Genomic DNA, 23,532 nt, shown 5'->3' on the forward strand with positions numbered 1-23,532 from the left:
TGGCCGGCGGGGCTTCCGCCGGCGGTCCGGCTCAGCCCGCAGGCTGCGTCAGCGCGATCATCAGCAGCACGGCGGACACCAGCGGTGCCAGCGTGCGCACGTGTTTCATCGGAATCCACTCCCGCTGATAGATCGCCCAGACCTCGGCACCCTCCCCACTGCCGGGATCGACGCGATCCAGCCGATCGTTCCGCGGAACGTGGTAGCCCATGGTGATGGCGACCACACCGGCGAGGTACAGCCCGCCGGCGACCAGTCTCAGAACCGCGCCGGGCTCGGCGGGATGCCTGCCGCTGATCACCATCAGCGCCAGGCAGGCGGCGCCGGTGCCGAACAGCATCAGCATGAACAGGGGTGAGGGAGCCGCCCGGTTGATGGCCTGCATCGCCGCGATGCCGCCGGCCGGAGGCAGCCGCTTCAGCCCCGCCATGGTGAAGTCCGAGAAGGTGAAGAGCGCGCCGCCCGCGGCGGCGGCCCCCAGCGCGCAGAGCATCGTCAGCACGGTCATGACGCCACCGGCTCGAGCGTCCAGGCACCGGCTGCGGCGGTGTCCCTGGCGTAGTCGACGAAATCGCGGGCCGGGCGTCCCAGGGCCCGCTGCACCCCATCGCCGAGGTGGGAGCTGCGGCCGTCGAGCACCTCGGTGAGGAGCTCGGCCAGGTGGGTGGCCTCCGCTTCGGGCACGCCGTGGGCACCCAGCTCGGCGCCGAACTCCTCGGCGCTCAGGGGCATGTAGCGCACCTCGCGGCCGATGGCGGCACCCAGCTCGGCGGCGGCCTGAGCGACCGTGAGCAGGCGCGGCCCCGTCAGCTCGTACAGCTGGCCGATGTGGCGATCGTCGGTGAGCGCGGCCACCACCACATCGGCGATGTCGTCGGCATCGACGAACGGCTCGGCGGTGTCACCGGCCGGCATGCCGAGAACCCCGTGACGCACGGAATCGGCGAAGTTCTCGTCGAAGTTCTGGTTGAAGAAAGCGCAGCGGACGATCGTCCAGTCGGCGCCGGAGGCCTGCAGATAGCGCTCGGCCCGCTGCGCCCCGGCCTCGCCGCGGCCGGAGAGCAGCACGAGACGCCGCACACCGCGCTCCACGGCGAGGCGGGCGAAGGCGTCAACGGTCTCGGCCGCGCCGGGCAGGGCCAGATCGGGGAAGTAGGTGATGTAGGCGGCATCGACCCCATCGAGGGCCGGAGCCCAGGTGCGCTCGTGCTGCCAGTCGAACCGGGGCTGGGTCGAACGGGACACGGGGCGGACCCGCCGGCCCCGGGCGATCAGCCGGTCCGTGACGCGGCGGCCGGTCTTGCCGCTGCCGCCGATCACCAGGGTCATGCCGTCGCGTTGTGTGGTCGCCATGAGATGGGTGGCGTGTTGGGTGCCCTCGAATCCTCTGAAGAACCAGCCGTCCGGGCCATCGCCGAGCTGCTCGGATCCATGTCCGATCGTCCAGAGCCGATACCGTCGGCCCATGGATGCGTTCGGTGGTCTGCTCGACGGTCCCCGTGCCCGGGGCGCCTTCTCGCTCCGGACCGTGATGACGCCGCCGTGGTCGCTGCGGATCCTGGCTGAGTCGCCGATCACGGTGGTGGCGATGGTGCGCGGGCACGCCTGGGTCATCCCCGACGACGGCGAGCCGATCCGCCTCGGCGTGGGCGACGTGGCCGTGACCCGGGCGCCGGATCACTACACCGTGGCGGATGACCCCGGCACGGTGCCCGACATCGTGATCCACCCCGGTCAGCGCTGCTCCGACCTCAACGGCAATTCCCTGGAAGAGCAGCTGATGCACGGCGTGCGCACCTGGGGCAACGACCCGAACGGCTCGACGCTGATGCTCGTGGGCGCCTACGAGTCGACCAGCGACATCAGCGACCGGCTGCTGCGCGCCCTGCCGCCCGTGCTGTCCCTGGCCAACGACACCTGGAACTCCCCCCTGGTCGCCCTGCTGTGTGAGGAGATGGCGCAGGAGGGACCCGGCCAGGCCGCGGTGCTGGACCGCCTGATCGACCTGCTGCTGATCGCGATCCTGCGCGCCTGGTTCACGCGGCCGGAGGCCGACGCGCCGAAGTGGTACCGGGCCAAGAGCGACCCGCTCGTGAGCCAGGCGCTGCAGGCCATGCATGCCGACCCGGCCTTTCCCTGGACGCTCGCAACCCTGGCGAAGGAGCTGGGGGCCTCACGCGCGGCGCTCTCACGGCGCTTCCAGGACGTGGTCGGGGAGTCGCCGATGAAATTCCTGACGAGCTGGCGGCTCGCCCTGGCGGCCGACATGCTCTGCGAACCGGAGGCCACGGTCGGCACGGTGGCCCATGCCCTGGGCTACAGCACCCCCTTCGCCCTGAGCACAGCCTTCAAGCGGGTGCGGGGCATCAGTCCTCAGGAGCACCGCGCACGGGCGATGCCCACGGGCTGAGCGCCCGCCGCCAGCGGCTCAGGGGGCCAGGCGATCGCCGCAGGTGTCCTGCAGGGCGCGGGCCACCTGCTGGTTGAACACCTCCTCGGGGGTCTGGGCCCGTGCCGTCATCGCATCGGTGTGGAACTGGGGGCTGCGCCGCTGCATCGCCGTCCAGGTGTTGGCGCGCTCCTGGGGGGAATCCGTGATGCCGTCGTAACGGATGCGGAGGCAGTGGAGGCGGGCGTAGTCGTAGGGCCAGTAGGGACCGGTGATGTCCTCGGGGGTGTAGGCGGGGAAGGACCGCCGCTGCGTCTGGGCCTGAAGGGCCGGAGCCGCGCCGATCAGCAGCAGGGCGAGCAACAGGGCGGGCCGGGCGGTCATGCTGACGGGTTCGTCATCCTCCGCCGCATCCTGTCATGGGCGTCCGGGCCGCCAGAGACCCCGCAGCGGAGGCGCGGGCCACCGCCGCGGTGCTGCGCTGGGACTTCCGCATCGCCTTTCTGATCAACGTGGTGATGGCGGTGGCCGGGGTGCTGGTCAGCTGGCTGAGCCGCTCCGATGCCCTGGCCCTCGACGGCGTCGTGTCGGCCCTGAACGCCGCCACGATCCTGGTGGGGCAGCGCGTCGACACGCTGGTGCGGCGGCCCAGCAACAGCCGCTTTCCCCTCGGCTACTGGGGCCTGGAGACCCTGTATGCCGGCGGCCGGTCGCTGATCCTGCTGGGCATCATCGTCTTCGCCCTGATCACCCATGTGGGCCGGCTGCTGAGCTTCGCCGGCGGGGTGCGCTTCGAGCCGCCCGTGTTCGGCCTGGTGCCGCCCTACTCCCTGGCGATGGTGCTGCTCTGCCTGACCATGGCGGCCTGCCATCACCGCGCCTGGACCCGCACGGGCTCCAGCAACGCCATCCTGAAGGTGGAGCGCCTCTCGGCCGTGGTGGATGGAGCCATCAGCGCAGGGGTGGGGCTCGCCTTCCTGGTGGCCCCGTTGCTGGAGAGCACACCGCTGTCTCCCCTGGTGCCCGTCACCGATTCGCTGGTGGTGGTGCTGCTCTGCCTGCTGATCATCCGCGATCCCCTCGCCACCCTCCGGCGCGCCGTGTGGGAGCTGAGCGGCGGCGCCGCCGATCCCGGCACCCGGGCGCCGCTGCTGCGGGAGGCCGCCGCCGTGCTGGCCGGGCGCGGCATCGTTCTGGTGGACCACGCCATCTTCCGGATCGGCCGCGCCATCCAGGCGATCCTCTACGTGCATCCCGAGTGCGAGGTGGTGCCGGCGGATCTCGAGGCCTGCCGGGCCGCGATCGAGCAGCGGTTGCGCAGCCGCTACCCCGTGGTGACGATCGTGCTCTCCATCGCCCAGCCCGGTCCTGCCGGCGAGCCCCCCTCCGGCGTCAGCGGGGTCGGCTAGAAGACGGTTGTACCCGCGCAGCACGACCATGGAGATCGACCGCCCGGGCGATGCCCCCCTGACCGAGGAACAGGAGGCGGTGCTCGCCAGCTTCCGCAGCAAGCTCGAGGCGATCCTCTCCGACGGACGCGTGGACCCGCTCGAGGTGCAGGCCCTGGTGAACGACTTCCGCTCCCACCGCGAGCTGAGCTCCCGGATGATGGATGTGATGGGCGAGCTCTGGCCGGCGGACGTGGATGTGACCCGGCCCCAGTGGGACTGATCCCGCCAAGCTGAGCCAGCAGGCCGACACCCCCACCGGCGCTCGAACGGTTCGCTCCAGCCGTTTTGCCCTCATGATGGGGCGCTGAAGGCCCGGAGGACCGTCATGAGCGCCGACGACCCCGGACAGCCACAGGAGTCGCTGGGACCCTCCGAACCCGAGCACTGGGATCTCACCCTCTACGTGTTCAAGGGTTCGATCCAGTCACGTCAGGCGATGTCGACCCTGCGCCGGATCTGTCAGGAGGAGCTCGGCGACCGGGTCAGCCTGCGGATGGTGGACATCCACGAACACCCGGAAGCCCTCGAGCGCGACAACATCCTCGCCATCCCCACCCTGCTGCGGCGCGAGCCGGCTCCGGTGCGGCGCATCGTCGGCGATCTGAGTGATCGCGAGACACTGCGGGCCAGCCTGCTGCTGCCGCCGGAACCGGAGACGGCACGGCGGCCCGGTCGGCGTCACGCATAAAGTCCACGCCAGGTTCCCGCCGCTCCCCCGCTTCGATGCCCACCCGACGGCTGCTGGAGAGAGGCCTGCGCCTCGGCGTGCTCGCCATCGTTGCCCCCCTGGCCGTGGCCTGCGGCCGCGGCGGACCGCCTCCGGGCGGGCCACCGGCGACCCTGCTGAAGGTCGCGACCGTCCAGCCGGGTCAGTTCGAGGCCGCCAACAGCTACACCGCCGTTCTCCAGTCGCTGGAGGTGGCCACCGTGCGGGCCCAGATCCAGGGACGGGTGATCCGCCTGGCCGCGGCGGACGGCACCCCGATCCAGAAGGGTCAGCTGATCGCCGTGCTCGATGACAAGCAGGAGCAGGCCCAGTACCGGCAGGCTCTGGCCACGGCCGAGTTCGACCGCATCACAGCCGAGCGGCAGCAGTTTCTGCTGCAGAACGGCGCCACGACAGCCGAGGATCGCGATCAGGCGGTGAGCGAAGCCCAGGCCTCCGCCGAGCAGGTGCGCAATCTGGAGGCGGATCTGGCCTACAAGTTCCTCCGGGCTCCCATCAGCGGCATCCTCGGCGACATCAATCCCGAGGTGGGTGACCTGCTCGAGGAGGGCGACACCCTGGTGACCGTGGCCGCCAACAACCGCCTCTGGATCCGTCTCGACGTGCCCTCCACCCTCGGCTATCGGCTCAGGCCGGGCATGCGGGTGGATCTGCTGGCGCCAGGCAACCCGCCGCTGCGCAAGAGCGGCGCGGTGTCCTTCGTGGCGCCGGATGTGGACCCCGAGTCCCAGACCGTGCTGGTGAAGGCCACCTTCGACAACCGTGACGGCGCCCTGCGCACCGGACAGGTGGTGTCGGCGCGGCTGGTGCTGGAGCAGGGCCAGGCCCTGTCGGTGCCGGTGGAAGCGGTGAACGTGAAAGCGGGTCAGGCCTTCGTGTTCCGGGTGATGCCCGCCGACCAGGCCATCCGCACCCTCAAGGCCGACCCCTCGATCCCGTCGGCCGTGATCGACCCGCTGGAGAAGCTTCCGGCAAGCAGCCTGGTGGCCGTGGAGACCCCGGTCGCCCTCGGCCAGATCGACGGCACCCGCTACCCGGTGCAGAAGGGGCTCTCCAGCGGAGACCGGGTGGCGATCTCGAACACCTCCAATCTGCGCACGGGCTCCACCGTGACCCTGCAGCGCTGAGGGGCTGACCAACCATGTCCCTCTCCGACACCTTCATCAAGCGGCCGGTTCTGACCACCGTCTGCAGCATCCTGATCGTGGTGGCGGGCCTGATCTCCCTGCCGCTGCTGCCGGTCGAGAACCTGCCCCAGATCGCGCCGCCCACGGTGAACGTGAGCGCCAACTTCGCCGGCGGCTCGGCGGAGACGGTGGAGCAGGCGGTGACCATTCCCCTGGAGGAGGCGATCAACGGCGTGCCGGGCGCCGACTACATCACCTCCCAGAGCTCCGGCAGCGGCCAGAGCTCGATCACGGTCACCTTCGACGAAGGGACCGACATCAACATCGACCAGGTCAATGTGCTGAACCTGGTCAACCAGGCCAACCCCCAGCTGCCGGAAACCGTTCGCTCCACTGGCGTCTCGGTGACCCAGAGCAACCCCTCCTTCCTGGCGGTGTATCAGGTGGTGGCGGATGGCAACCGCTACACCCAGGAGTTTCTCAACGGCCTGGTGCAGCTCAATCTCCTCTATCCGCTGGAGCGGGTGAAGGGGATTCAGGCGCCGATCAACCCCTGGGGCGGCGGCGTCCCCTCCTTCAACCTCTATCTGGATCCCAAGAAGCTGGCCTCCTTCTCGCTCACGGCAGGCGATGTGATCAACGCCCTGGGTGAGCAGAATGTCGTGGTTGCGGCAGGATCGGTGGGCGGTCCGCCCTCCCTGCCGCAGCAGGCCTTCACCTACCCGATCGAGATCCGGGGCTACCTCTCCAGCGTCGAGGAGTTCAACGATGTGATTCTGGGCCGCACCCCCGATGGCAACACCATCCGGGTGCGGGATGTGGGCTCGGCCCAGTTCGGCATCAACAGCTATTTCCTCAAGGGCATCGATCTCGCCGGCAACGTGGCGATCGGTGTTCCGGTGCAGCAGACCTTCGGCAGCAACGCCATCGATGTGGCCACGGCGGCTGAAGCCGTGATCGATGAGTTCCGCCGCACCGTGCCCCCCGGGGTGAAGGTGATCAAGGTGTTCGATCAGACCCAGTTCATCCGCTCCTCGATCGAGGGGGTGGTGGATGCCCTGGGTCTGGCGATCCTGCTGGTGGTGCTGATCCTGTTCCTCTTCCTGCAGGACTGGCGCACCACGGTGATCCCCGGCCTGGCCATCCCCATCTCCCTGGTGGGCAGCTTCGCCTTCGTGCTGGTGTTCGGCTTCTCCCTCAACCAGCTCACCATGCTCGGCCTGGTGCTGGCCGTGGGCCTGGTGGTGGACGACGCCATCGTGGTGGTGGAGGCGGTGGCGGCCAATCTGGAGAAGGGCATGCCACCGCGACAGGCGGCCCTGAGCTGCATGGGCGAGCTGATCGGCGCCCTGGTGGCCACCTCATTGGTGCTGATGACCGTGTTCCTGCCGGTGGCGGCCTACCCCGGCTCGATCGGGATCATCTATCGCCAGTTCGCCCTGACGGTGGCCTTCGCCATCCTCATCTCCACCTTCAACGCCCTCACCTTCTCGCCAATGATGGGCGGGTTGATCCTCAAGGGACGGTCCGAGGGCCAGGAGATCGCCCCCAGTGGACCGGTCTGGCCGGTGCTCGGCGCCCTGGTGGGCCTGGCGGCCGGCCACTTCCTCGGTGGGGGGTTCTGGTTCGTGGCCGGTGCGGTTCTGGGGGCTGTGGTGGGCAGCCAGCTCACCCCGATCTTCCATCGCTTCAATCTGGCCTTCGGCCGCCTCGAGCGCTTCTACAGCCGCTTCGTGGTGCGCATGATCCAGTGGCGGCGCTGGGTGCTGGTGGCTCTGGCCGCCGGCCTGGTGATCACGATCCTGGGATTCCGGGCCAGCCCCCAGGGCTTCATTCCCAACACCGACCAGGGCTTCGGCTTCGGCTTCTGGCAGCTGCGGAACGGCGCTTCCCTGGAGCAGACCTATCAGACCGGCCTGAAGATCCAGCGGATCCTGGCGGAGGAGGAGGACGTGGATGCCGTCTTCCTGGCACCGGGCTACAGCTTCACCGGGCCGGCCACCAATCAGGGTGCCGCCTTCCTCGGGCTGAAACCCCTCGATGAACGGCGCGGCAAGGAGCACAGCGCCGAGGCCGTGTTCGGCCGCCTGAACAAGCGCTTCGCCGAGGAACTCCCCACCGCCTTCGCCGCCTTCGGCAACCCGCCCGCCGTGCCTGGTTTCAGCCCCCAGGGAGGCTTCTACTACCAGTTCTTCGACAAGAGCGGCACGCTCGATCTCGACACCTTCGGGCAGCTAGCCTCGGAGTACGTGAACGCCGCACGGCAGACCGGCAAGTTCCAGCCGATCTACGACCAGTTCGTGCTGGCCCCGGAGTTCGAGATCAGCATCGACCGGGACATCCTCGGCGCCCTGGATGTGGATTACGCCGAGGCGATGAACAGCATCGGCGCTCTGGCGGGCTCGGCCTACTCCGGCCTCACCTATCAGGACAACCAGGTGCGGCAGGTGTACGTGCAAGCCACCGCGGAGAACCGCGACACCCTCTCCGACATCACCAGCTATTACGTCAAAGACCGCAGCGGCAATCTGGTGGCCGCCAGCCTGTTCATGAGCGTGAAGGTGGTGGACGCACCCACCTCGATTCTCCACTACAACCTGGCCCGTTCCATCCAGATCCAGGGCGACGCCGCGCCGGGGGTGACGAGCGATGAGGCCTATGGAACCCTCGATCAGCTGGTGCGAAAGCTCAATCTCAACAGCATCGGCACCGCGTTCACCGGCCTGACCCGGCTGCAACTGGCCTCGGGCTCTGCGGCGGTGGTGATCTTCGCTCTGGGGATCCTGGTGGTGTACCTGGTGCTTTCGGCCCAGTACGAGAGCTACATCACCCCGATCACCATCCTGATGACGGTGCCCCTGGCCATGCTCGGGGCACTGCTGTTCCTCGGCCTGCGGGGCATCAGCCTCGACATCTTCGGCCAGGTGGGGCTGCTCACCCTGATCGGACTGGCGGCCAAGAACGGCATCCTGATCGTGGAGCTGGCCGAGCAGCGCGTCAGCCGCGGCGAAGCACCCGCTCAGGCCGCCCAGGAAGCCGCCTCGTCGCGGCTGCGGCCGATCCTGATGACCGCGATCGCCTCGCTCGCCGGCTTCTTCCCGCTAGTGGTCGCCACCAGCGCCGGCGCGGCATTTCAGCAGTCGATCGGCACGGTGATCTTCGGAGGCGTTCTGGTGGCGACCCTGCTGTCGCTGATCGTGGTGCCGGCCTTCTACGTGGCGATCAAGGGCGTCGAGCGGCGCCTGTTCAGGGGGCCAGCACCGCAGCCCCCAGAACCCCCGCAAATGCCAGCAACGTGATCACCCCGATCAGCGACATCTTGAATTCGTGCCGGTCGATCGCCTGTTTCACCGCGCCGTCGAGCTCCTCCTCCATGCGTTGGATCGCCTGCTGGCGTGAGCGGTCGGAGCTGGGATCCATAGGGAGCGACGGGCGATGAAGCGGTGGCACTGGCGGGATCAGGAGGTGAGCTGGTCGGTGCTGCCCGATCCCGGCCAGCGGGCGGACACGGACGGCGGCGATGCGGCTGACACCGGTGACCATGCCATGGCCGTGGTGCTGGTGCACGGCTTCGGGGCCTGCAAGGAGCACTGGCGCCACAACCAGCCGGTGCTCGGCTCGCTCCATCGCTGCTACGCCATCGATCTGGTGGGGTTCGGCGCCAGCAGCAAGCCCCGCTCCCGACTCGCCGGCGAGCCCGAAGTGCCGGGCGATTTCCGCTACGGGCTGGAGGTGTGGGCCGAGCAGGTGAGCGCCTTCTGCCGCGAGGTGGTGAGCGGTCCGGTGACCCTGGTGGGCAACTCGATCGGCGGGGTGGTGGTGCTCCGGGCGGCCCAGATGCTCGCCGGCGACCCCCAGGCTCCCTGCCGCCGTGTGGTGCTGGTGGATGCTGCCCAGCGCGCCATGGACGACAAGCGCCTGCAGGAGATGCCGCTGCCGGTCCGCGCGATCCGTCCTCTGCTGCGGGGCCTGGTGAGCCAGCGCTGGCTCACCGAGCGGCTGTTCCGCTGGTTCGCCAGGCCGGCCCTGATCCGCCGGGTGCTGCTGATGGCCTACCCGAGCGGCGCCAACGTGGATGACGCCCTGGTGGAGCTGATCCACCGGGCCACCCGCGATGCGGGAGCGCCGGAATCGTTCCGGGGCTTCATCAACCTCTTTGACGATCACCTGGCCCCGCAGCTGCTGGCGGATCTGCAGGTGCCCGTGCACATGATCTGGGGCGAGGCGGATCCCTGGGAGCCGGTGGCGGTGAGCCGGGACTGGCAGCGCTTCGCCTGCGTGCGCAGCTTCGAAGCCCTGCCCGGCCTGGGCCACTGTCCGCACGATGAGGCCCCGGAGCAGGTGAACCCGCTGCTCCTGAGGGCTCTGACAGCCAGCGACTGAATGACCTCTTCAGGAAATGGGGTGCTGAGCAGAGCATGGGGCGCGGCAAAGCATCCACTGGGTGTGGTGTTCTCCACCCTGCTGCTGGACAAGCTCGGGGAGAACATCATCTTCCCGCTGCTGCCGTTCATCCTGGCGGCTTACAGCCCGGACGGCCTCACCCTCGGACTCCTGGCAGCCACGGCGACCCTCTTCGCTGCCGTGGCCAATCCTGTGGTGGGCGCCATCAGTGATCAGATCGGTCGCCGCCCCACGGTGATCCTCTGTGTGCTGATCAACACTGCCGGTCTGGCACTCTTCGGCTTCGCGGGCTCCCTCGGACTGATTTTCGTGGCCCGGGCCATCGGGGGCATCGGCAGCGGCACCCAGAGCACAGCGCAGGCCTACATCGTGGACATCTCCACGCCAGCCACTCGGGCGCGCAATTTCGGCATCAGTGGAGCCGCCTTCGGCCTGGGGGCCATCATCGGGCCCGCCCTCGGCGGGCTTTTCGCAGGCTGGTCCCCTTCGTTTCCGGTCCGCCTGGCCGCGGCTCTCAGCCTGCTGAATCTGGTTCAGGCCATGGCGTTCCTGCCGGAATCGCTCCCCATGGATCAGAGACAGCCGCTCTCCTGGCAACGGCTGAATTCAGCCCATCAGGTGCTGCGCTTGTTCCGGCTGCCGGATGTGAATGTCGTCACAATCGCATTCGTTCTGTTCAACATGGCCTTCAGCGGCTTCACCAGCCTTCTGGTGCTGTTTCTGAAGCAGCGGCTGGGCTGGAGCGCTGCAGAAGCAGGAGGCATCTTTGTGGTGGTGGGCATCACAGTCACCGCTGTTCAGGTCGGTCTGATCGGTCCTTTGGTGAAACGTCACGGCGAAAAGAGGCTGAGCCGAAGTGGGCTCTTCTGGATGGCCGCCGGAATCCTTCTGGTCGGGTGCAGCGTGCTGCTGCCAGCACCGTTGGTGGCCTCCAGCGTGGTTCTGGCCTCGATCGCCCTGGCGATCGGGGCGGCTCTGGTGATCCCAAACACCCGGAGCCTGGTGGCAGGGCTTGTTCCCACCTCCGACCAGGGGGTGACCCTCGGCAGCCTGAGTTCCGTGACCGCCCTGGCCAGCAGCGCCGGTCCGATCCTTGCGGGGCTGATCTACGACAAAAGCAATCTGGGTTGTTTCGTTTCCCAGGCCGTCTTGTGCCTGGCCGCCGCCTGGGTGATCAGTGCCCTTCGCTGGCCTCGGCATCCAGTCGGCGAGCCAGAAGGCGCCGCAGCTCCGTGAGGATGCGGTCGGAACCCACCAGCATCTCTCCCGAGCCTCGCAGCGTTACATAACGAGGACGCTGGGTTTCGAGCACGGCCTGATCCTCTCTGGAAATGGTCTGACCCGTTCGGCTCGTGACACGATCGAACCAGCTGCTTAACAGAGGCGTGGAGAGAAGCATGTTTCGGGCATTCACCAGCCGCGAACGTGTTCTCAGTGGCCCCTCGGGAACAAAAGCCTGAAGGGCAGCCAGGGTCACACGACCGAAGGTCACTAGTGAAACCACCAGATTGGGATAGACGTACCAGTACTCCTTGTAGATGGTGTCCGGGCTGGCCTTGAGCACAAGCCTGGCCAGTCCGCTGATCTTCTGGAGCTTGATCGGCATCCGGCCGTAGATCGTGTCGTCTGAGAGAACGCAGCTGTAGGAAGGCAGAGTCAGGTCCACATCCGGATCCCGCCGCCCGATCGAGGCGCCATGCACGAAGGGCGCATGCGTTGGATCAATGGCGTTCTCCAGAGTGCGGGTGAAGTGGGTGTCATACAGCCAGTCCTCATCCGCATCCGGCCGGATCTGGAGAGCATCGAGCTGAGGCAATGTCGGCGGGGGGACCCGCAAGCCGGGATGATCCGGATCGCCGTGCCACATCCAGAGCAGGCCGTAGTGCTCGCGAACCGGGTAGCTAGCCACCCGCGCGGCCGCTGGAGGCGGGTGATCCGGCTCGGCGGGGATGTGACGGCAGCGGCCGGATGTGTCGTACTGCCAGCCGTGGTACGGGCAGACCAAGTGCTCGCCTGACCTCCAGCCAAGGGCCAGCGAGCAGGCGCGGTGGGCGCAGCGAGCAGCGAGCACATGGGGGGTGCCAGCCTCATCCCGGAAAGCCAGCAACTCCTGCTCGAGGAACTGAAAGCCCAGCGGCCGACTGGTGACATCACTGGAGCAGAGCACGGCATACCAGGTCTGCCTCGGGCAAGGAGGAGGGGCGGTCGGTGTTGTCATGACGCCAGGGTTGCCATAGCCGCCACACGTTTGCGATAGGCCAGGATCAGATGGTCGGAAGCGAGAAGCAGTTCCGGTGCATGCTGTCCCCAGGACGGTCCGGGTGGCTGAGCTTCAACAACAGCTCGGTCTTCCTCGTAGGTCGTCACCGTGTTGCGAATGGAGTTGCCATCGGCCCAGGACTGGGGAAGGAAGTTGCGAAGACCGATCCATTTCGTGCGGGTGAATCCCTCACTCTCAGGAATATTACTTGCGAAATAGATGTATTGGAATCCTCGCCAGTTAAAATCCAGATGAATGCGGTTGACTGCCGGCAGATAACTGGTCAAGGTTGAACTGGAGAAGGGTCGGTCCTTGCGCAGAATGTATTTGAGCAGACCCATACGCTGCGGTGGCTTGACCTGCTGATGAGTCCAGACCCGGTCAGACTCCTCATGGATGGTCAGAGGCCCGACCGCAGCATCATTGCGGTTCGGAAAGAACGGCTTGTGCACGAACGGGGCATGGGATGTATCCAGACCGGCCTCGACAACACGACTGAAATGAGCATTCCAGGTGTATTCCCCACGCACGACCCTCCACCCTGGCTGGTCATACTCCGGCAAGGGCGGGATGAGATCCGCATCCGCCAACGAGGGCTCGCCGGGAAACAGCCACAGAAATCCGCTGGCCTGCTGAACCGGCAACGGATGGAGACGCGCCCTGGCCGGGATGGCTGTGCCCGGATCGTCAGCGGGAATCAGGCGACAGGCGCCATCGGCGCCATAGGTCCAACCGTGATACGGGCAGCGGAGGCAACCGTTCTCCACCCAACCCGAAGCGAAGCTGGCCGCTCGATGGGCGCAGACATCATGAAACGCGCGGCATCGGCCTTGCTCATCCCGGAACAGGACGTAGCGCTCACCCAGAAGCCGAACGACAAGCGGGCCGGGATCCACCTCCCCCTCATGGGCGACGGCATACCAGTGGTTGGGCAGTGAGGGGGCCGATGGAGTCATGGACGAAGGGCGGCTGACGAACGCTCCAGTTCGCGACGGAGCATCTTGCGATATTCCAGCGACAACAGATCGGAAGCAACATGACTCTCGCAGCGGAAGTCAAGCGGCACGGCGTAGGGACGCTGGCTCTGAACGACACCATGATCCTCCTCATAGATGCTGCGAGAAATCGCGATCGACTTCTCTTCGGCACCCGGCAGCCTGAAGCCGGGACGACGGGGCGAATACTTGATCCAGCGTCCCACCGATGATGTGGCCGTGAGCGGCACACTGGCATGCACGAACACGACATGCATCAGGTCACCGACCCGGGTATCCACAATGTTGAGATTCGGGAAATACAGGCTGAACGTGGTTTCGGCAACCAACTCGGCTGGCCTGCCGCGCAGGCGCTGCAGCACAGACAACCAGCGCGGAACAGGAAGCTCGTAGCGAACCGATGCACGCACATGGCGGTCCTGCTTCACCAGGCCGTAAGGCTCCGACAGAGGTGACGCCTGGGTGGCGAACGTGCTGTTATGCACCCAATAGGCATGGGAGTTATCAAGGGTTGATTCCACAACCCTGGTGAAGTGGGTGTTCCAGGGGAACTCCGCTGAGACCGATCGCCAGGTCTCCGCTGGATACGTGGGCAGATCCGGCAGCCGCTCCGGCTCGGATGGGAGGCGCCCCCACCAGAGCCAGATGAAGCCAAGGTGATCACACACCGGGTTGGCTGACACCAGATCACAGTGGTTGGGATGAACCGTCCCCGGTGGATGGGCCGGGATCTCGCGGCAGTGACCATCTCCATCGAACAGCCAGCCGTGAAAGGGGCAACGCAGGCGTCCGTTCTCCAATCGGCCCTCGCTCAGGCGAGCGCCGCGATGGGGGCAGCGGTCCGCGAACAGCCTTGGTCGACCGTCCTCATCGCGGAACAGCACATAGGACCTACCCGCAAAGACAAGGGGCAACGGCTCCTCGGTCAGGGCGCTGGAGCGTTCGACCGCATACCAGACTTCAGTTGCGAGATGGGCAATCGCCGCGCCCTCCTGCGGTCCTGTCGGGTGATCAGGCAGCATCGGACTCAGCGGTGGAACCACCAGTACACCCCGGCGGCGAGGAATCCCAGCACAACGGCCGAGGCCACCATCACCACCTTGGCGGTGGGGTTGGCGAACACACGGGCCTCGTGATCAACCACGGCCTGACGGATGTGATCGAGCATCTCCTCCCGCAGCCGCGTGAGATCCGATTCCAGGGTGTTGCCGCTGTAGAGCTCGCGCAGGTGGTCGAACACCGAGCGACCGATCACCAGGGAGCGGCCGGGGTGATCGAAGAGCACATCCATCAACTCATCGCGCTCCAGCACGATCATCAGGGTGGGCTCGGACGCCCGGGCGGAATGCTGACGGGGCCTTCCGTCGATCAGCTCCACCTCGCCGAACACGCCGCCGCTGTGAACGCTGGCATCCACGCCCTCACCGGTCTCCGGGTAATCGGTGATCAGATCCACCCCGCCGCGCTTCACCAGGAAGAGGGCATGGCTGGGATCCCCGGCCCGGTACACGGTGGCTCCGGCTTCGACCTCCTGGGCGCGCATGGCGGAACGCACGGTGGGGCAAGCGTAAGGGAGCTGTCAGCGGCCGGCGGCCATGAGTTCTGCGGCCAGCTCCCGCAGCTGACGGCTCCAGGGCAGATCTGGATGGCAGGAGAGGGCCAGATCATTGCTGGCCAGGGTGAAGAGGTCCTGGCTGAGGGGCAGCACGGCGGCCACGGGGATGCCGTAGCTGCGCGCCACCCGATCCCTGACCTCCCCGGCATCGAAGGCATCCGGCACCTTGTTGACCACCATGCGCATATCCGGCACAAAGAGGCGACGGCACACCTCCACCGCCACGGCCGTGCCCTGGTAGTCCTGTCGATCGGGGCGCATCACCATCAGCAGCACATCGGCGATGGCCGCGGTGAGCAGGGTGTCCTCGCTGACGCCCGGGTGGGTGTCCATCACCAGCTCATCGAGGTGCAAAGCCTCGGAGAGGGAGGAGAAGCCATCGTTGAGGCGTTCCACCTCGTAGCCCTCGCGCAGGATTGAGGCGATCGCATCGGGGTCGAGGGAGGAGGGCACGACCCAGAGCCGTCCCGGGCCGCCGCGGCCGGTGTCCACCGCGGCCGCCTCCATCGAACAGCGGCCCATCAGGGCGTCGTTGAGGAAGGGGCCGGGGTGGTCCGCCGATAGGTTGAAGAGCGCGTGCACACCGGGGGATTGGAGATCCGCATCCAGCACGGCCACCCGGCGACCGCTGCTGGCGAGCGCCAGGGCCAGGTTGGCGCTGATGTTCGATTTCCCCGTTCCGCCCCGGAAGGAATGGGCGGCGATGATGCGGGTCACAGACCTGCCGCCTCGCGCGCCAGGAGTGTGCCACGAGAGCCGTCATGAAACTGGCGCAGCGGCTGCTTCTGCTGGGCCTGATGACCCCGCTGGCCGCCATCGGTGTGGGCACCGTGCTCACCATCCAGAGCACCAGCCGCATCACCCGTGAAGGGGAGGCGGTGCTGAGCGAGGAGTTCGACGCCCAGAACCGGCTCAGCCTGGTGCGCTCCTACGAGCTGATGCAGGCGCTGGCGGACTTCACGTCAGGCATGGCGCGCCACCAGACCCGCCGCTTCGAGGAGACGTTCGACGCCCGGGGCTTCCGGCTCGAGCGCGATGACTCCGGGCGCACCCAGCTGCTGCTGCAGGGCCTGCCGCTGGAGGGGGAGGGCCTGAGCGCGGCACTGGAACCGCTCCTGCAGCAGGTGCATTCCTTCCCCGGCGTGCGGGCCTCGTTCTGGCTCCTCGATCGGGAGCCGGAAGGGTTCCGGCAGGTGGCCGCCATCGACGGTACCGGCCGGGCGGTGCGGGAAGCAGCCGCGGATGCAGCGCAGCGGGCCCAGCTGCTGGCGGTGCACCGGGAGGATCAGCCCGACGATCTCGACGCCCGCCGCATCGACGGCACCTGGTACGTGGACCTGGCCACCACGCTGCCGGAGACCGGTGCCGGCAGAGGGGAGCCCGACCGGGCCAGCGGTGCCCTGGTGATCAGCACCCCCGAAGAGGAGCTGGCCCGGTTTCTCGAGCTGGGAACCCGCGTGTTCCCGAACAACGAGCTGCACACCTTCATCCTCCAGGAGACCGCCCAGGAGGGGTTCGTCTGCATGAGCGCCAGCGAGCGCGATCGGGTCTTCTGCGATGACCTGATGACGCAGCTCGATGAGGCGGGCCTGCTCATCGCCCCCCGGCAGGACGGGAGTGGCGGCCGGCCGCTCCACCCCGACGACATTCAGGGGCTTTCGCTGCACTTCCCGACCGGGCCGGGGGGCAGCGAGGAGACCTACACCAGTTATGTGGTCCCCGACGCCGACTGGGACTGGCTGGTGGCCGTGGTGGTGCCCGACCGGGAGCTGGCCAGGATCGCCCAGCCGCTGCGGCAGGCAACGCGACGGGTGCTGATCGGCCACCTGCCGGTGTTCACCCTGCTGCTGATGGCGGCCACGGCAGGAACCGGCTGGTGGCTGGCCCGGAGGATCCGCCGGCCGCTAACAACGCTGGCGGACTCAACGGCCGCTCTGGCCAGGGGCGAGGTGGTGCCCGAACTGGAGGTGCCCGGCAGCGAGGACGAGATCGACCAGCTGGTGCGGGGCTTCAATCAGATGGCTGCCGCCGTCGGGCGCAGGGAGGATCTGCTCCGGCGCAGGATCGAGGAATTGCAGGAGTCGCTTGATGTGCACGTGGACCGTGCCGGCGTCGACGCCCGCATGGATGAGCTGGATGCCTCCGGGCGGCTCGCCCATCTGGAATCCCGGGCCCGGCAGCTGCGGCGGGCCCGCTCGGCCCGCCGCCCCGATCAGCAGGCGACGTAGTCCTCCACGGCATCGCTGAGACGACGCAGACCCCGCAGGCCATCGCGCTCGAGATTGCGGACCCGGTCGCGGCTCATGTCGAGAACCCGGCCGATGCCGGTGAGGCTCATCGGCTCCTCCACGTCGATCCCGTACCGCATCTTCAGCACACGGCCCTGCAGGTCCGGCAGCTGCTCCAGCAGCGCACGCAGGTCCCCCTTCAGGCACTCACCATCCACCTGCTCGCTCAGCAGTTCCCCATCGCCGCTCAGCAGCTCCAGCAGCTCCGTGTCATCCCCGTCGCCCACCTTCATCTCCAGGCTCACCGGCTGACGCGCACGGCACATCAGCTCCTTCACCTCCTCCTCCGGCAGCTCCACCGACGCCGCCAGTTCCGTCACCGTCGGCGTCCGGCCCAGCTCCTGGCTCAGCTCACGCTGGCCGCGCTTCAGCTTGTTCAGCGTCTCGGTGATGTGGATCGGCAGCCGGATCGTGCGGCTCTTCTCCGCAATCGCCCGCGTGATCCCCTGGCGGATCCACCAGTACGCATAGGTGCTGAACTTGTAGCCACGCGTCGGGTCGAACTTCTCCACGCCACGCACCAGGCCGATCGTTCCCTCCTGGATCAGGTCCAGAAGCTCCATGTTCCGCTTGGTGTACTTCTTCGCCACGCTCACCACCAGGCGCAGATTCGCCGACACCATCCGCTCCTTGGCGCGGCGGCCCGCATGCAGCCGCCGCCGCAGCATCGGCACCGACAGCCCCGCCTCACGGGCCAGACGCTCCCGTGTCGGCTTCTCGCCGCTGCGCATCTCCAGCTCCTGCTCCATCTCCTCCAGCGCCATCAGCTCCTGCACCTGACGGCCCAGCGTGATCTCCTGCTCGTGCGACAGCAGCGGCACGCGGCCGATGTCCCGCAGGTAGCTCCGCACCAGATCACCATCCAGAGGCTGCACGCTGCGGGCCGCGGAACCCACGCTCCGCACGCTCTTCCGTTCGTTCGCTGCAGGGGCTGCTGTGACGACCATTGCCGAAACCTGTCGATGTGTGAAGCCTAACCTGAAGAAGTGTGAAGCTCCTCTCAGCAAAGCCGGATTGAGTAAAAACACTCAGCCGTGTCCCGACGGTCCTGCTTAAGAGGCTCCGTTGGCATCGCCCTCCTCAGGGCCGTCCTCAGGACACCGTCCACCACTGGAGCAGCCAGCCCGCGGTCTGCAGGTAGATGAACACGCCCGCCACGTCGGTGGCGGTGGTGATGAAGGGAGCGGACATCAGGGCCGGATCGAGCCCCATCCGATCGAAGAGCAGGGGCAGGGCCGCCCCGGCCGTGGCCGCCAGGATCGTGATCGCCATCAGGCTGATGCCGACGGCCATGCCCACCAATGGACCATCGCCGCGCCACCAGGCGAAGGGAACGACCAGCACGAGCATCAGCAGGCCCAGCAGCGCTCCAGCCGCCGCCTCCCGCCAGATGGCGCGGAACTTGCCGAGGGCCTGGATGCGCTGGGTGCTCAGGCCCCGGATCACCACCGTGGAGCTCTGGGCACCAACGTTGCCTCCGGTGCCGATCAGCAGGGGAATGAACGCTGCCAGAACCACCACCTTCTGGAGCACGTCCTCCCTCAGCGCGATCACCTCGGAGGTGAAGCCGTTGGCCACCACCAGCACGGAGAGCCAGACCACCCGGCGGCGGGCCACCGTAAACAGGTTGCTCTGGAAGTAGTCGTCCTCGTCGCCGGCCTGAACGGCGCCGGCCGCGTAGAGGTCGCGTGTGGCCTCCTGCTCGATCACGTCGATCACGTCATCGACGGTGACGATTCCCACCAGTCGCTGCTCCCGGTCCACCACCGGCAGAGCGAGGAAGTCGTAGCGCTGGATGCTTCGGGCCACCTCCTCCTGATCGGTGTCGGTGCTGACGCTCACCACCTCCCGGGTCATCACGTCCCCGATCCGGGCCTCCGGGTCGGCCATCACCAGATCGCGCAGGGAGATGATCCCGGTCAGATGGCGCTCGCCATCGGTCACGTACAGGCTGTACACCGTCTCGGTGTCGGCCGCCCGGCGACGCACGATCGTCAGCGCCTGATCGGCACTGTGGAATTCCTTCAGATCGATGAACTCGGTCGTCATCAGACGACCGGCGGTTCCCGACTCGTATCCCAGCAACTGGGCGGTCACACGGCGCTCGGCCGGGCTGAGCTCCATCAGCAGACGGCGCACCACCTTGGCCGGGAGTTCATCGAACAGCCGCACCCGGTCATCGGGTGACATCTCCTCCACCAGTTCCAGCACCTCGCCGGAGCGCAACCGTTCCAGCAGGCCCTGCTGCACGGTCGCGTCGAGATACTCGTAGACCTCGATCGCCTCGTCCTTGGCCAGCAGCCGGAAGGCGAGGGCCTGGAGGGTCTCGGGCAGGCCTCCGATCGCCTCGGCGATGTCCACAGGCTGGACCGGCTGCAGCAGCAGCTTGACCGCGTCATAGTTGCCGGCCCGCAGCATGGCCCGCAGCTGCTGGGTCACCAGTTCGGTGAGCTGCGTGCCGGTGACCGTGGCGGCGGCTGTGCCGGTCGCCGTCGAGCCGGAGACACTCCGGGTGGCCTCATCCATCGGCGTCCCTCCCCGGCTGAATCACTCTAGGTCGACCTCCGCGGCGCCAGGGACGCCTCTCTTACGGTCTGAATCTGTGATTCAGGGCGCAGCCCTGCTCCGCTTGAGACCATGACAGTGAATGTGAGCCAGGTGGTGGTGCGGACCCCCTCCGGCGCCGATCGATCCCTCGGCGATTACGCCGGCAAGGTGCTCCTGATCGTGAATGTGGCCAGCCGCTGCGGCTTCACCCGCCAGTACGCCGGCCTGCAGGCCCTGCAGGACAAATACGGCTCCCAGGGCCTGGTGGTGCTGGGATTCCCCTGCAACGACTTCGGCGCCCAGGAGCCTGGAACGCTGCCCGAGATCCAGCAGTTCTGCTCCACCACCTACGGCGCCAGCTTCGAGCTGTTCGACAAGGTGCACGCCAGCGGCAGCACGACCGAGCCTTACACCACCCTCACCAAGGTGGAGCCGGCCGGCGATGTGGCCTGGAACTTCGAGAAGTTCCTGGTGGGGCGCGACGGCACGGTGCAGGGCCGCTTCAAGAGCGGTGTGGAGCCGGACAGCGCCGAGCTGACCGCGGCGATCGAGGCCGCTCTGGCCGCCGCCGCCTAACCGCTGCGCCCGGGCCGGCACAGCCGCCGGCCCAGGCTGAACCCCCCCGCGGCAGCACCCAGCCCGAGCAGGAACGACCAGCCGATCAACGACAGGGCGTCCCCCGCCCGGCCCGCCAGCAGGAGATCGAGGCACTCCACCATCCAGCCGCTGAAGGTGGTGACCGATCCGCAGAACCCGACCCCCAGCAGCAACTGGCGCCGCGGTCGCAGCGGAAGTCCCGCGAGGAGCCCGAGCAGCAGCGATCCGAGCGTGTTCACGATCAGGTCGTTGCCCACCTGCCAGCGCAGCAGGGCACCAGGAACCGCCCCGAGAGCCACCAGCAGCAGTTCCGCGGCCTCGGTGCGCAGAGAGGGAGGTGGAGAGGCGCTCATCGTCCGTTCAACCGCGTCCCAGCGTGTAACCGAGCGCCGCAGCCAGCAGGCCGGCCAGCACCGAGCCCAGCGCCAGCACAAGGGCCGGCCACCAATGGCGCTCCCGCAGGGTCGCCAGCAGCTCCACCATGAACGTGGAGAAGGTGCTCAGGCTGCCGAAGAACCCTGTGGCCACCAGCAGCTGCAGGCGGCGCGGCGCCCCGGCGACCCCGTCCGGATCGCAGGTCCCCTGCACAGCGAGCACCAGTCCGAGGGCGAAGGCGGCCGCCACATTCACCAGGAAGGTGCCCCAGTGCTTGCGCGGCACCATGGGCTGGAAATGGTTCACCAGCCTCAATCGCAGCCAGGCGCCGGGGATGGCACCAACCGCCACCAGAATGGTGTCATTCATGGGGCACCGAGGGCGATCCAGCCCCGCCTCGGACGGCCAGCAGCGGCAGCCACCTCCACCTGAAGCCATCGGAAGCCGGAGGCGCAGCGCCAGCGCCGCACGGGGATCAGTGGCGTCCCCGATGGCAGCGCCACCAGGGCCGGGGCCGACTGGGCGGGCGCGCAACGCAGGTCGCCACCGGAGACCGCCAGCCAGGGCTCGCGGCGCCGGCGCTGCCGCACCTCTCCCTCCCGGGCGGGTGCCCCGCCCGCCGGCAGCGCCACCGGCAGGCAGAGGGCGGCTCCGAGCAGCAGGGCCCAGCGCAGGCTGCCGAGCGAGGGGGGAGCGGCGACAGTCAGATGTCCAGCTGGGCCATGTCCAGCTCGGCACTGTGCTTCTCGATGAACTGCCGCCGGGGCGCCACCTTGTCTCCCATGAGGATGGTGAAGATGCGGTCGGCTTCGAGGGCATCCTCGATATCGACCCGCTTCATCATGCGGGTCGTGGGATCCATGGTGGTCTCCCAGAGTTGCTGCGGCATCATCTCGCCGAGGCCCTTGAAGCGCTGAATGGTGTAGTTGGCTTTCTCGCCAAAGCCATCCAGCACCGTTCGTAGATCAGCCTCGTTGTAGCAGTAGGTGTGGTTCTTGCCGCGCTCGACTTTGTAGAGCGGCGGGCAGGCGATATAGATGTAGCCACCCTCCACCAGCGCTTTCTGATAGCGGTAGAAGAAGGTGAGCAGCAGCGTGCGGATGTGTGCTCCATCCACGTCAGCATCGGTCATGATCACGATGCGGTGATAGCGCAGGTTCTTCTCATTGAAATCCTCACCCTTGATCCCCAGTCCGAGGGCTGTGATGAGGGCCTGAATCTCGGTGTTGCGATAGATCTTGGCGTCGTCCGTCTTCTCGATGTTGAGGATCTTGCCCCGCAGCGGCAAGATTGCTTGGAAGCGCCGGTCACGCCCCTGCTTGGCGGAACCACCGGCGGAATCGCCCTCCACCAGATAGATCTCGGAATCAGAGGGGTCGCGTGAACTGCAGTCGGCCAGCTTGCCGGGCAGGGTGGAGCTCTCCAGCACCGATTTGCGGCGCACCAGCTCACGAGCCCTTCGGGCGGCCTCAGCGGCATTGAAGGCCTGGATCGCCTTCTCCAGGATCAGATCAATGACGGAGGGATGAAACTCCAGGTACTGGGCAAGGGCCTCACCCACCAGGCTGTCGACGATGCCGCGCACCTCGGTGTTGCCCAGCTTGGTCTTGGTCTGACCCTCGAACTCGGGCTCGGGGACCTTCACCGACAGGACAGCGGTGAGGCCTTCGCGGATGTTCTCACCGGCGAGGTTGGCCTCGGCATCCTTGCGCTTGCCCCGCTTGCGGGCAAAGGCATTCAACGTGCGCGTGAGCACGGTCTTCAGCCCCTCGATGTGGGTGCCGCCGTCGACGGTGCGGATGTTGTTGGCGAAGCCGAGGATGGAATCGGAATAGGCATCGGAACACCACTGCAGGGCCACCTCGACCTGCACACCATCCTTCTGGGTGTTGCAGTAGATGATGTCCGAGTGGAGGGCGTCCTTCTCGGCATTCATGTAGGCGACGTACTCGCGGATGCCGCCCTCGTAGTAGTACGTCTCCACCAGGGGCTCAGCCGCAGCGGCCTCAGCACCCTCCGGTTCCGCCTCCCCCGCGTCGGCGTCCGCCGCGACGCGTTCATCGCGGAACTCAATCCGCACGCCGCCGTTCAGATAGGCCAGTTCCCGCAGGCGGGACGCGAGCGTGGCGAAATCGAAGCGGGTGCCAACGGTGAAGATCTGAGCGTCCGGCTTGAAGCGCACCTCCGTACCGGTACCGCTCTGCTCCGCCGGGGAGGACTCCAGGCTCCCCACGGGGACTCCGCGCTCGAAGCGCTGCACATGGCGCTGGCCGCCGCGATGGACCGTGACCTCCACCCACTCGCTCAGAGCATTGACTACCGAGACCCCGACACCGTGGAGGCCACCGGACACCTTGTAACCGCCGCTGCCGAACTTGCCGCCGGCATGCAGCACGGTCAGCACGGTCTCCAGGGCCGACTTGCCGGTGCGGGGGTGAATATCGGTGGGGATGCCCCGGCCGTTGTCCGTCACAGAGACGGATCCATCTGCACACAGGGTCACCACGATCCGGTCGCAGTGACCCGCCAGCGCCTCATCGACCGAGTTGTCGACCACCTCATAGACAAGGTGGTGCAGTCCCTTCGGCCCGGTCGAGCCGATGTACATCCCGGGGCGCTTGCGGACGGGCTCCAGCCCCTCGAGCACCTGGATCTGCTCGGCGCCATAGGCCGCCTGGACCCTGGTGGCGTCACTCATGGCCGACGGAAACGGATGCCTGGTCGGGGATCAGCCCTGAAGCGGAGCAACGACTCTCC

The 23,532-nt window shown here is 67.5% G+C and carries 25 protein-coding genes and 1 pseudogene; 10 read left to right on the plus strand and 16 right to left on the minus strand.

The features are described 5' to 3' along the window. Positions 1-31: 31 nt before the first annotated feature. Together EVJ50_RS09995 and EVJ50_RS10000 are read right to left on the minus strand one after the other, a co-directional pair. Entirely contained in the window at positions 32-508 is a 477-nt protein-coding gene (locus EVJ50_RS09995; protein WP_225322889.1) for a DUF1772 domain-containing protein, read from the minus strand. After that, positions 505-1,353 (minus strand): NAD(P)H-binding protein, encoded by an 849-nt coding sequence (locus tag EVJ50_RS10000; protein ID WP_150883793.1) that lies wholly within the window; start codon positions 1,351-1,353, stop codon positions 505-507. Before EVJ50_RS10000 ends, EVJ50_RS09995 begins: the two co-directional genes overlap by 4 nt. Before the next feature lie 112 nt (positions 1,354-1,465). Between EVJ50_RS10000 and EVJ50_RS10005 the strand changes: the two genes are divergently transcribed. Beyond that, complete coding sequence (locus tag EVJ50_RS10005; protein ID WP_150883795.1) at positions 1,466-2,410, plus strand: AraC family transcriptional regulator; 945 nt, start codon at positions 1,466-1,468, stop codon at positions 2,408-2,410. 18 nt (positions 2,411-2,428) lie between these two features. Here EVJ50_RS10005 and EVJ50_RS10010 read toward each other — a convergent pair whose 3' ends face one another. Then, positions 2,429-2,773, minus strand: a complete 345-nt coding sequence (locus EVJ50_RS10010) for a hypothetical protein (protein ID WP_150883797.1) — start codon at positions 2,771-2,773, stop codon at positions 2,429-2,431. Between the two features lie 35 nt (positions 2,774-2,808). On the opposite strand from EVJ50_RS10010, the gene EVJ50_RS10015 reads away from it, so the two are divergent. The 5 genes from EVJ50_RS10015 to EVJ50_RS10035 all read left to right on the plus strand — a co-directional run bounded on the left by EVJ50_RS10015 (position 2,809) and on the right by EVJ50_RS10035 (position 8,993). After that, positions 2,809-3,798 (plus strand): cation transporter, encoded by a 990-nt coding sequence (locus EVJ50_RS10015; RefSeq protein WP_150883799.1) that lies wholly within the window; start codon positions 2,809-2,811, stop codon positions 3,796-3,798. A gap of 28 nt (positions 3,799-3,826) precedes the next feature. Beyond that, a complete protein-coding gene (locus tag EVJ50_RS10020; protein ID WP_150883801.1) occupies positions 3,827-4,060 on the plus strand; it encodes a hypothetical protein in 234 nt (77 codons plus the stop codon). Positions 4,061-4,165: 105 nt separating this feature from the next. Beyond that, positions 4,166-4,528: a circadian clock KaiB family protein gene (locus tag EVJ50_RS10025; protein WP_150883803.1), complete on the plus strand. Its 363-nt coding sequence runs from the start codon at positions 4,166-4,168 to the stop codon at positions 4,526-4,528. A 35-nt stretch (positions 4,529-4,563) separates the two neighbouring features. Next, the gene (locus EVJ50_RS10030) at positions 4,564-5,694 is read left to right on the plus strand and encodes an efflux RND transporter periplasmic adaptor subunit (RefSeq protein ID WP_150883805.1); all 1,131 of its coding nucleotides are present in this window, start codon (positions 4,564-4,566) and stop codon (positions 5,692-5,694) included. 14 nt (positions 5,695-5,708) lie between these two features. Then, positions 5,709-8,993: an efflux RND transporter permease subunit gene (locus EVJ50_RS10035; RefSeq protein WP_150883807.1), complete on the plus strand. Its 3,285-nt coding sequence runs from the start codon at positions 5,709-5,711 to the stop codon at positions 8,991-8,993. On the opposite strand, the gene EVJ50_RS14655 is transcribed toward EVJ50_RS10035, so the two are convergent. Further along, positions 8,941-9,114 carry a hypothetical protein gene (locus tag EVJ50_RS14655; protein ID WP_191964741.1) on the minus strand — a complete coding sequence of 58 codons (174 nt, stop codon included), beginning with the start codon at positions 9,112-9,114 and terminating at the stop codon, positions 8,941-8,943. The two genes, EVJ50_RS10035 and EVJ50_RS14655, sit on opposite strands and share 53 nt — an antisense overlap. Before the next feature lie 15 nt (positions 9,115-9,129). Here EVJ50_RS14655 and EVJ50_RS10040 point away from each other — a divergent pair, with 15 nt between their 5' ends. Next, positions 9,130-10,077: an alpha/beta fold hydrolase gene (locus tag EVJ50_RS10040; protein ID WP_150883809.1), complete on the plus strand. Its 948-nt coding sequence runs from the start codon at positions 9,130-9,132 to the stop codon at positions 10,075-10,077. Between the two features lie 63 nt (positions 10,078-10,140). Then, positions 10,141-11,334 carry an MFS transporter gene (locus EVJ50_RS10045; RefSeq protein ID WP_191964742.1) on the plus strand — a complete coding sequence of 398 codons (1,194 nt, stop codon included), beginning with the start codon at positions 10,141-10,143 and terminating at the stop codon, positions 11,332-11,334. On the opposite strand, the gene EVJ50_RS10050 is transcribed toward EVJ50_RS10045, so the two are convergent. The 6 genes and pseudogenes from EVJ50_RS10050 to EVJ50_RS10070 form a co-directional block, all read right to left on the minus strand. After that, complete coding sequence (locus EVJ50_RS10050) at positions 11,273-12,316, minus strand: aromatic ring-hydroxylating dioxygenase subunit alpha (protein WP_150883814.1); 1,044 nt, start codon at positions 12,314-12,316, stop codon at positions 11,273-11,275. The two genes, EVJ50_RS10045 and EVJ50_RS10050, sit on opposite strands and share 62 nt — an antisense overlap. Beyond that, on the minus strand, positions 12,313-13,314 hold the full coding sequence (locus EVJ50_RS10055; protein ID WP_150883817.1) for an aromatic ring-hydroxylating dioxygenase subunit alpha: 1,002 nt from the start codon (positions 13,312-13,314) through the stop codon (positions 12,313-12,315). Before EVJ50_RS10055 ends, EVJ50_RS10050 begins: the two co-directional genes overlap by 4 nt. Beyond that, a complete protein-coding gene (locus EVJ50_RS10060; RefSeq protein WP_225323194.1) occupies positions 13,311-14,036 on the minus strand; it encodes a hypothetical protein in 726 nt (241 codons plus the stop codon). The genes EVJ50_RS10055 and EVJ50_RS10060 overlap by 4 nt, the downstream gene beginning before the upstream one ends. Positions 14,037-14,126: 90 nt before the next feature. Then, positions 14,127-14,375: pseudogene (locus EVJ50_RS15395) on the minus strand (Rieske 2Fe-2S domain-containing protein); the annotation flags it as partial. 5 nt (positions 14,376-14,380) lie between these two features. After that, positions 14,381-14,896: a cyclic nucleotide-binding domain-containing protein gene (locus EVJ50_RS10065; protein WP_150883821.1), complete on the minus strand. Its 516-nt coding sequence runs from the start codon at positions 14,894-14,896 to the stop codon at positions 14,381-14,383. Between the two features lie 36 nt (positions 14,897-14,932). After that, positions 14,933-15,685, minus strand: coding sequence for a MinD/ParA family protein (locus EVJ50_RS10070; protein WP_150883823.1), 753 nt, complete (start codon positions 15,683-15,685; stop codon positions 14,933-14,935). Positions 15,686-15,729: 44 nt separating this feature from the next. Between EVJ50_RS10070 and EVJ50_RS10075 the strand changes: the two genes are divergently transcribed. Further along, complete coding sequence (locus tag EVJ50_RS10075; RefSeq protein WP_150883825.1) at positions 15,730-17,196, plus strand: HAMP domain-containing protein; 1,467 nt, start codon at positions 15,730-15,732, stop codon at positions 17,194-17,196. Here EVJ50_RS10075 and EVJ50_RS10080 read toward each other — a convergent pair. Beyond that, positions 17,181-18,203: an RpoD/SigA family RNA polymerase sigma factor gene (locus EVJ50_RS10080; RefSeq protein WP_150883826.1), complete on the minus strand. Its 1,023-nt coding sequence runs from the start codon at positions 18,201-18,203 to the stop codon at positions 17,181-17,183. The genes EVJ50_RS10075 and EVJ50_RS10080 overlap by 16 nt on opposite strands. Positions 18,204-18,348: 145 nt before the next feature. After that, a complete protein-coding gene (mgtE, locus tag EVJ50_RS10085; RefSeq protein WP_150883827.1) occupies positions 18,349-19,782 on the minus strand; it encodes a magnesium transporter in 1,434 nt (477 codons plus the stop codon). Between the two features lie 111 nt (positions 19,783-19,893). Here mgtE and EVJ50_RS10090 point away from each other — a divergent pair, with 111 nt between their 5' ends. Next, entirely contained in the window at positions 19,894-20,379 is a 486-nt protein-coding gene (locus tag EVJ50_RS10090; protein WP_150883828.1) for a glutathione peroxidase, read from the plus strand. Here EVJ50_RS10090 and EVJ50_RS10095 read toward each other — a convergent pair. The 4 genes from EVJ50_RS10095 to gyrB all read right to left on the minus strand — a co-directional run bounded on the left by EVJ50_RS10095 (position 20,376) and on the right by gyrB (position 23,473). Continuing rightward, on the minus strand, positions 20,376-20,753 hold the full coding sequence (locus tag EVJ50_RS10095; RefSeq protein WP_150883829.1) for a CrcB family protein: 378 nt from the start codon (positions 20,751-20,753) through the stop codon (positions 20,376-20,378). The genes EVJ50_RS10090 and EVJ50_RS10095 overlap by 4 nt on opposite strands. A 7-nt stretch (positions 20,754-20,760) precedes the next feature. Continuing rightward, positions 20,761-21,144: a CrcB family protein gene (locus EVJ50_RS10100; RefSeq protein ID WP_150883830.1), complete on the minus strand. Its 384-nt coding sequence runs from the start codon at positions 21,142-21,144 to the stop codon at positions 20,761-20,763. Next, positions 21,141-21,407, minus strand: coding sequence for an SH3 domain-containing protein (locus EVJ50_RS10105; RefSeq protein ID WP_225322890.1), 267 nt, complete (start codon positions 21,405-21,407; stop codon positions 21,141-21,143). The genes EVJ50_RS10100 and EVJ50_RS10105 overlap by 4 nt, the downstream gene beginning before the upstream one ends. 71 nt (positions 21,408-21,478) lie before the next feature. Next, positions 21,479-23,473, minus strand: coding sequence for a DNA topoisomerase (ATP-hydrolyzing) subunit B (gene gyrB / locus EVJ50_RS10110; protein ID WP_150883832.1), 1,995 nt, complete (start codon positions 23,471-23,473; stop codon positions 21,479-21,481). Between the last annotated feature and the right edge of the window lie 59 nt (positions 23,474-23,532).

Source organism: Synechococcus sp. RSCCF101 (assembly GCF_008807075.1).
GTDB lineage: Bacteria > Cyanobacteriota > Cyanobacteriia > PCC-6307 > Cyanobiaceae > RSCCF101.

What these genes read in the sequence shown, in the direction of transcription:
- EVJ50_RS10095 (WP_150883829.1), bottom strand. Translation starts at nt 20,753, where the DNA reads ATGAGCGCCTCTCCACCTCCCTCTCTGCGCACCGAGGCCGCGGAACTG.
- EVJ50_RS10100 (WP_150883830.1), bottom strand. Translation starts at nt 21,144, where the DNA reads ATGAATGACACCATTCTGGTGGCGGTTGGTGCCATCCCCGGCGCCTGG.
- EVJ50_RS10080 (WP_150883826.1), bottom strand. Translation starts at nt 18,203, where the DNA reads ATGGTCGTCACAGCAGCCCCTGCAGCGAACGAACGGAAGAGCGTGCGG.
- EVJ50_RS14655 (WP_191964741.1), bottom strand. Translation starts at nt 9,114, where the DNA reads ATGGATCCCAGCTCCGACCGCTCACGCCAGCAGGCGATCCAACGCATG.
- EVJ50_RS10075 (WP_150883825.1), top strand. Translation starts at nt 15,730, where the DNA reads ATGAAACTGGCGCAGCGGCTGCTTCTGCTGGGCCTGATGACCCCGCTG.
- EVJ50_RS10020 (WP_150883801.1), top strand. Translation starts at nt 3,827, where the DNA reads ATGGAGATCGACCGCCCGGGCGATGCCCCCCTGACCGAGGAACAGGAG.
- EVJ50_RS10050 (WP_150883814.1), bottom strand. Translation starts at nt 12,316, where the DNA reads ATGACAACACCGACCGCCCCTCCTCCTTGCCCGAGGCAGACCTGGTAT.
- EVJ50_RS10040 (WP_150883809.1), top strand. Translation starts at nt 9,130, where the DNA reads ATGAAGCGGTGGCACTGGCGGGATCAGGAGGTGAGCTGGTCGGTGCTG.
- EVJ50_RS10015 (WP_150883799.1), top strand. Translation starts at nt 2,809, where the DNA reads ATGGGCGTCCGGGCCGCCAGAGACCCCGCAGCGGAGGCGCGGGCCACC.
- EVJ50_RS10025 (WP_150883803.1), top strand. Translation starts at nt 4,166, where the DNA reads ATGAGCGCCGACGACCCCGGACAGCCACAGGAGTCGCTGGGACCCTCC.
- EVJ50_RS10030 (WP_150883805.1), top strand. Translation starts at nt 4,564, where the DNA reads ATGCCCACCCGACGGCTGCTGGAGAGAGGCCTGCGCCTCGGCGTGCTC.
- EVJ50_RS10010 (WP_150883797.1), bottom strand. Translation starts at nt 2,773, where the DNA reads ATGACCGCCCGGCCCGCCCTGTTGCTCGCCCTGCTGCTGATCGGCGCG.
- EVJ50_RS10065 (WP_150883821.1), bottom strand. Translation starts at nt 14,896, where the DNA reads ATGCGCGCCCAGGAGGTCGAAGCCGGAGCCACCGTGTACCGGGCCGGG.
- EVJ50_RS10035 (WP_150883807.1), top strand. Translation starts at nt 5,709, where the DNA reads ATGTCCCTCTCCGACACCTTCATCAAGCGGCCGGTTCTGACCACCGTC.
- EVJ50_RS09995 (WP_225322889.1), bottom strand. Translation starts at nt 508, where the DNA reads ATGACCGTGCTGACGATGCTCTGCGCGCTGGGGGCCGCCGCCGCGGGC.
- EVJ50_RS10005 (WP_150883795.1), top strand. Translation starts at nt 1,466, where the DNA reads ATGGATGCGTTCGGTGGTCTGCTCGACGGTCCCCGTGCCCGGGGCGCC.
- EVJ50_RS10055 (WP_150883817.1), bottom strand. Translation starts at nt 13,314, where the DNA reads ATGACTCCATCGGCCCCCTCACTGCCCAACCACTGGTATGCCGTCGCC.
- EVJ50_RS10090 (WP_150883828.1), top strand. Translation starts at nt 19,894, where the DNA reads ATGACAGTGAATGTGAGCCAGGTGGTGGTGCGGACCCCCTCCGGCGCC.
- EVJ50_RS10000 (WP_150883793.1), bottom strand. Translation starts at nt 1,353, where the DNA reads ATGGCGACCACACAACGCGACGGCATGACCCTGGTGATCGGCGGCAGC.
- gyrB (WP_150883832.1), bottom strand. Translation starts at nt 23,473, where the DNA reads ATGAGTGACGCCACCAGGGTCCAGGCGGCCTATGGCGCCGAGCAGATC.
- mgtE (WP_150883827.1), bottom strand. Translation starts at nt 19,782, where the DNA reads ATGGATGAGGCCACCCGGAGTGTCTCCGGCTCGACGGCGACCGGCACA.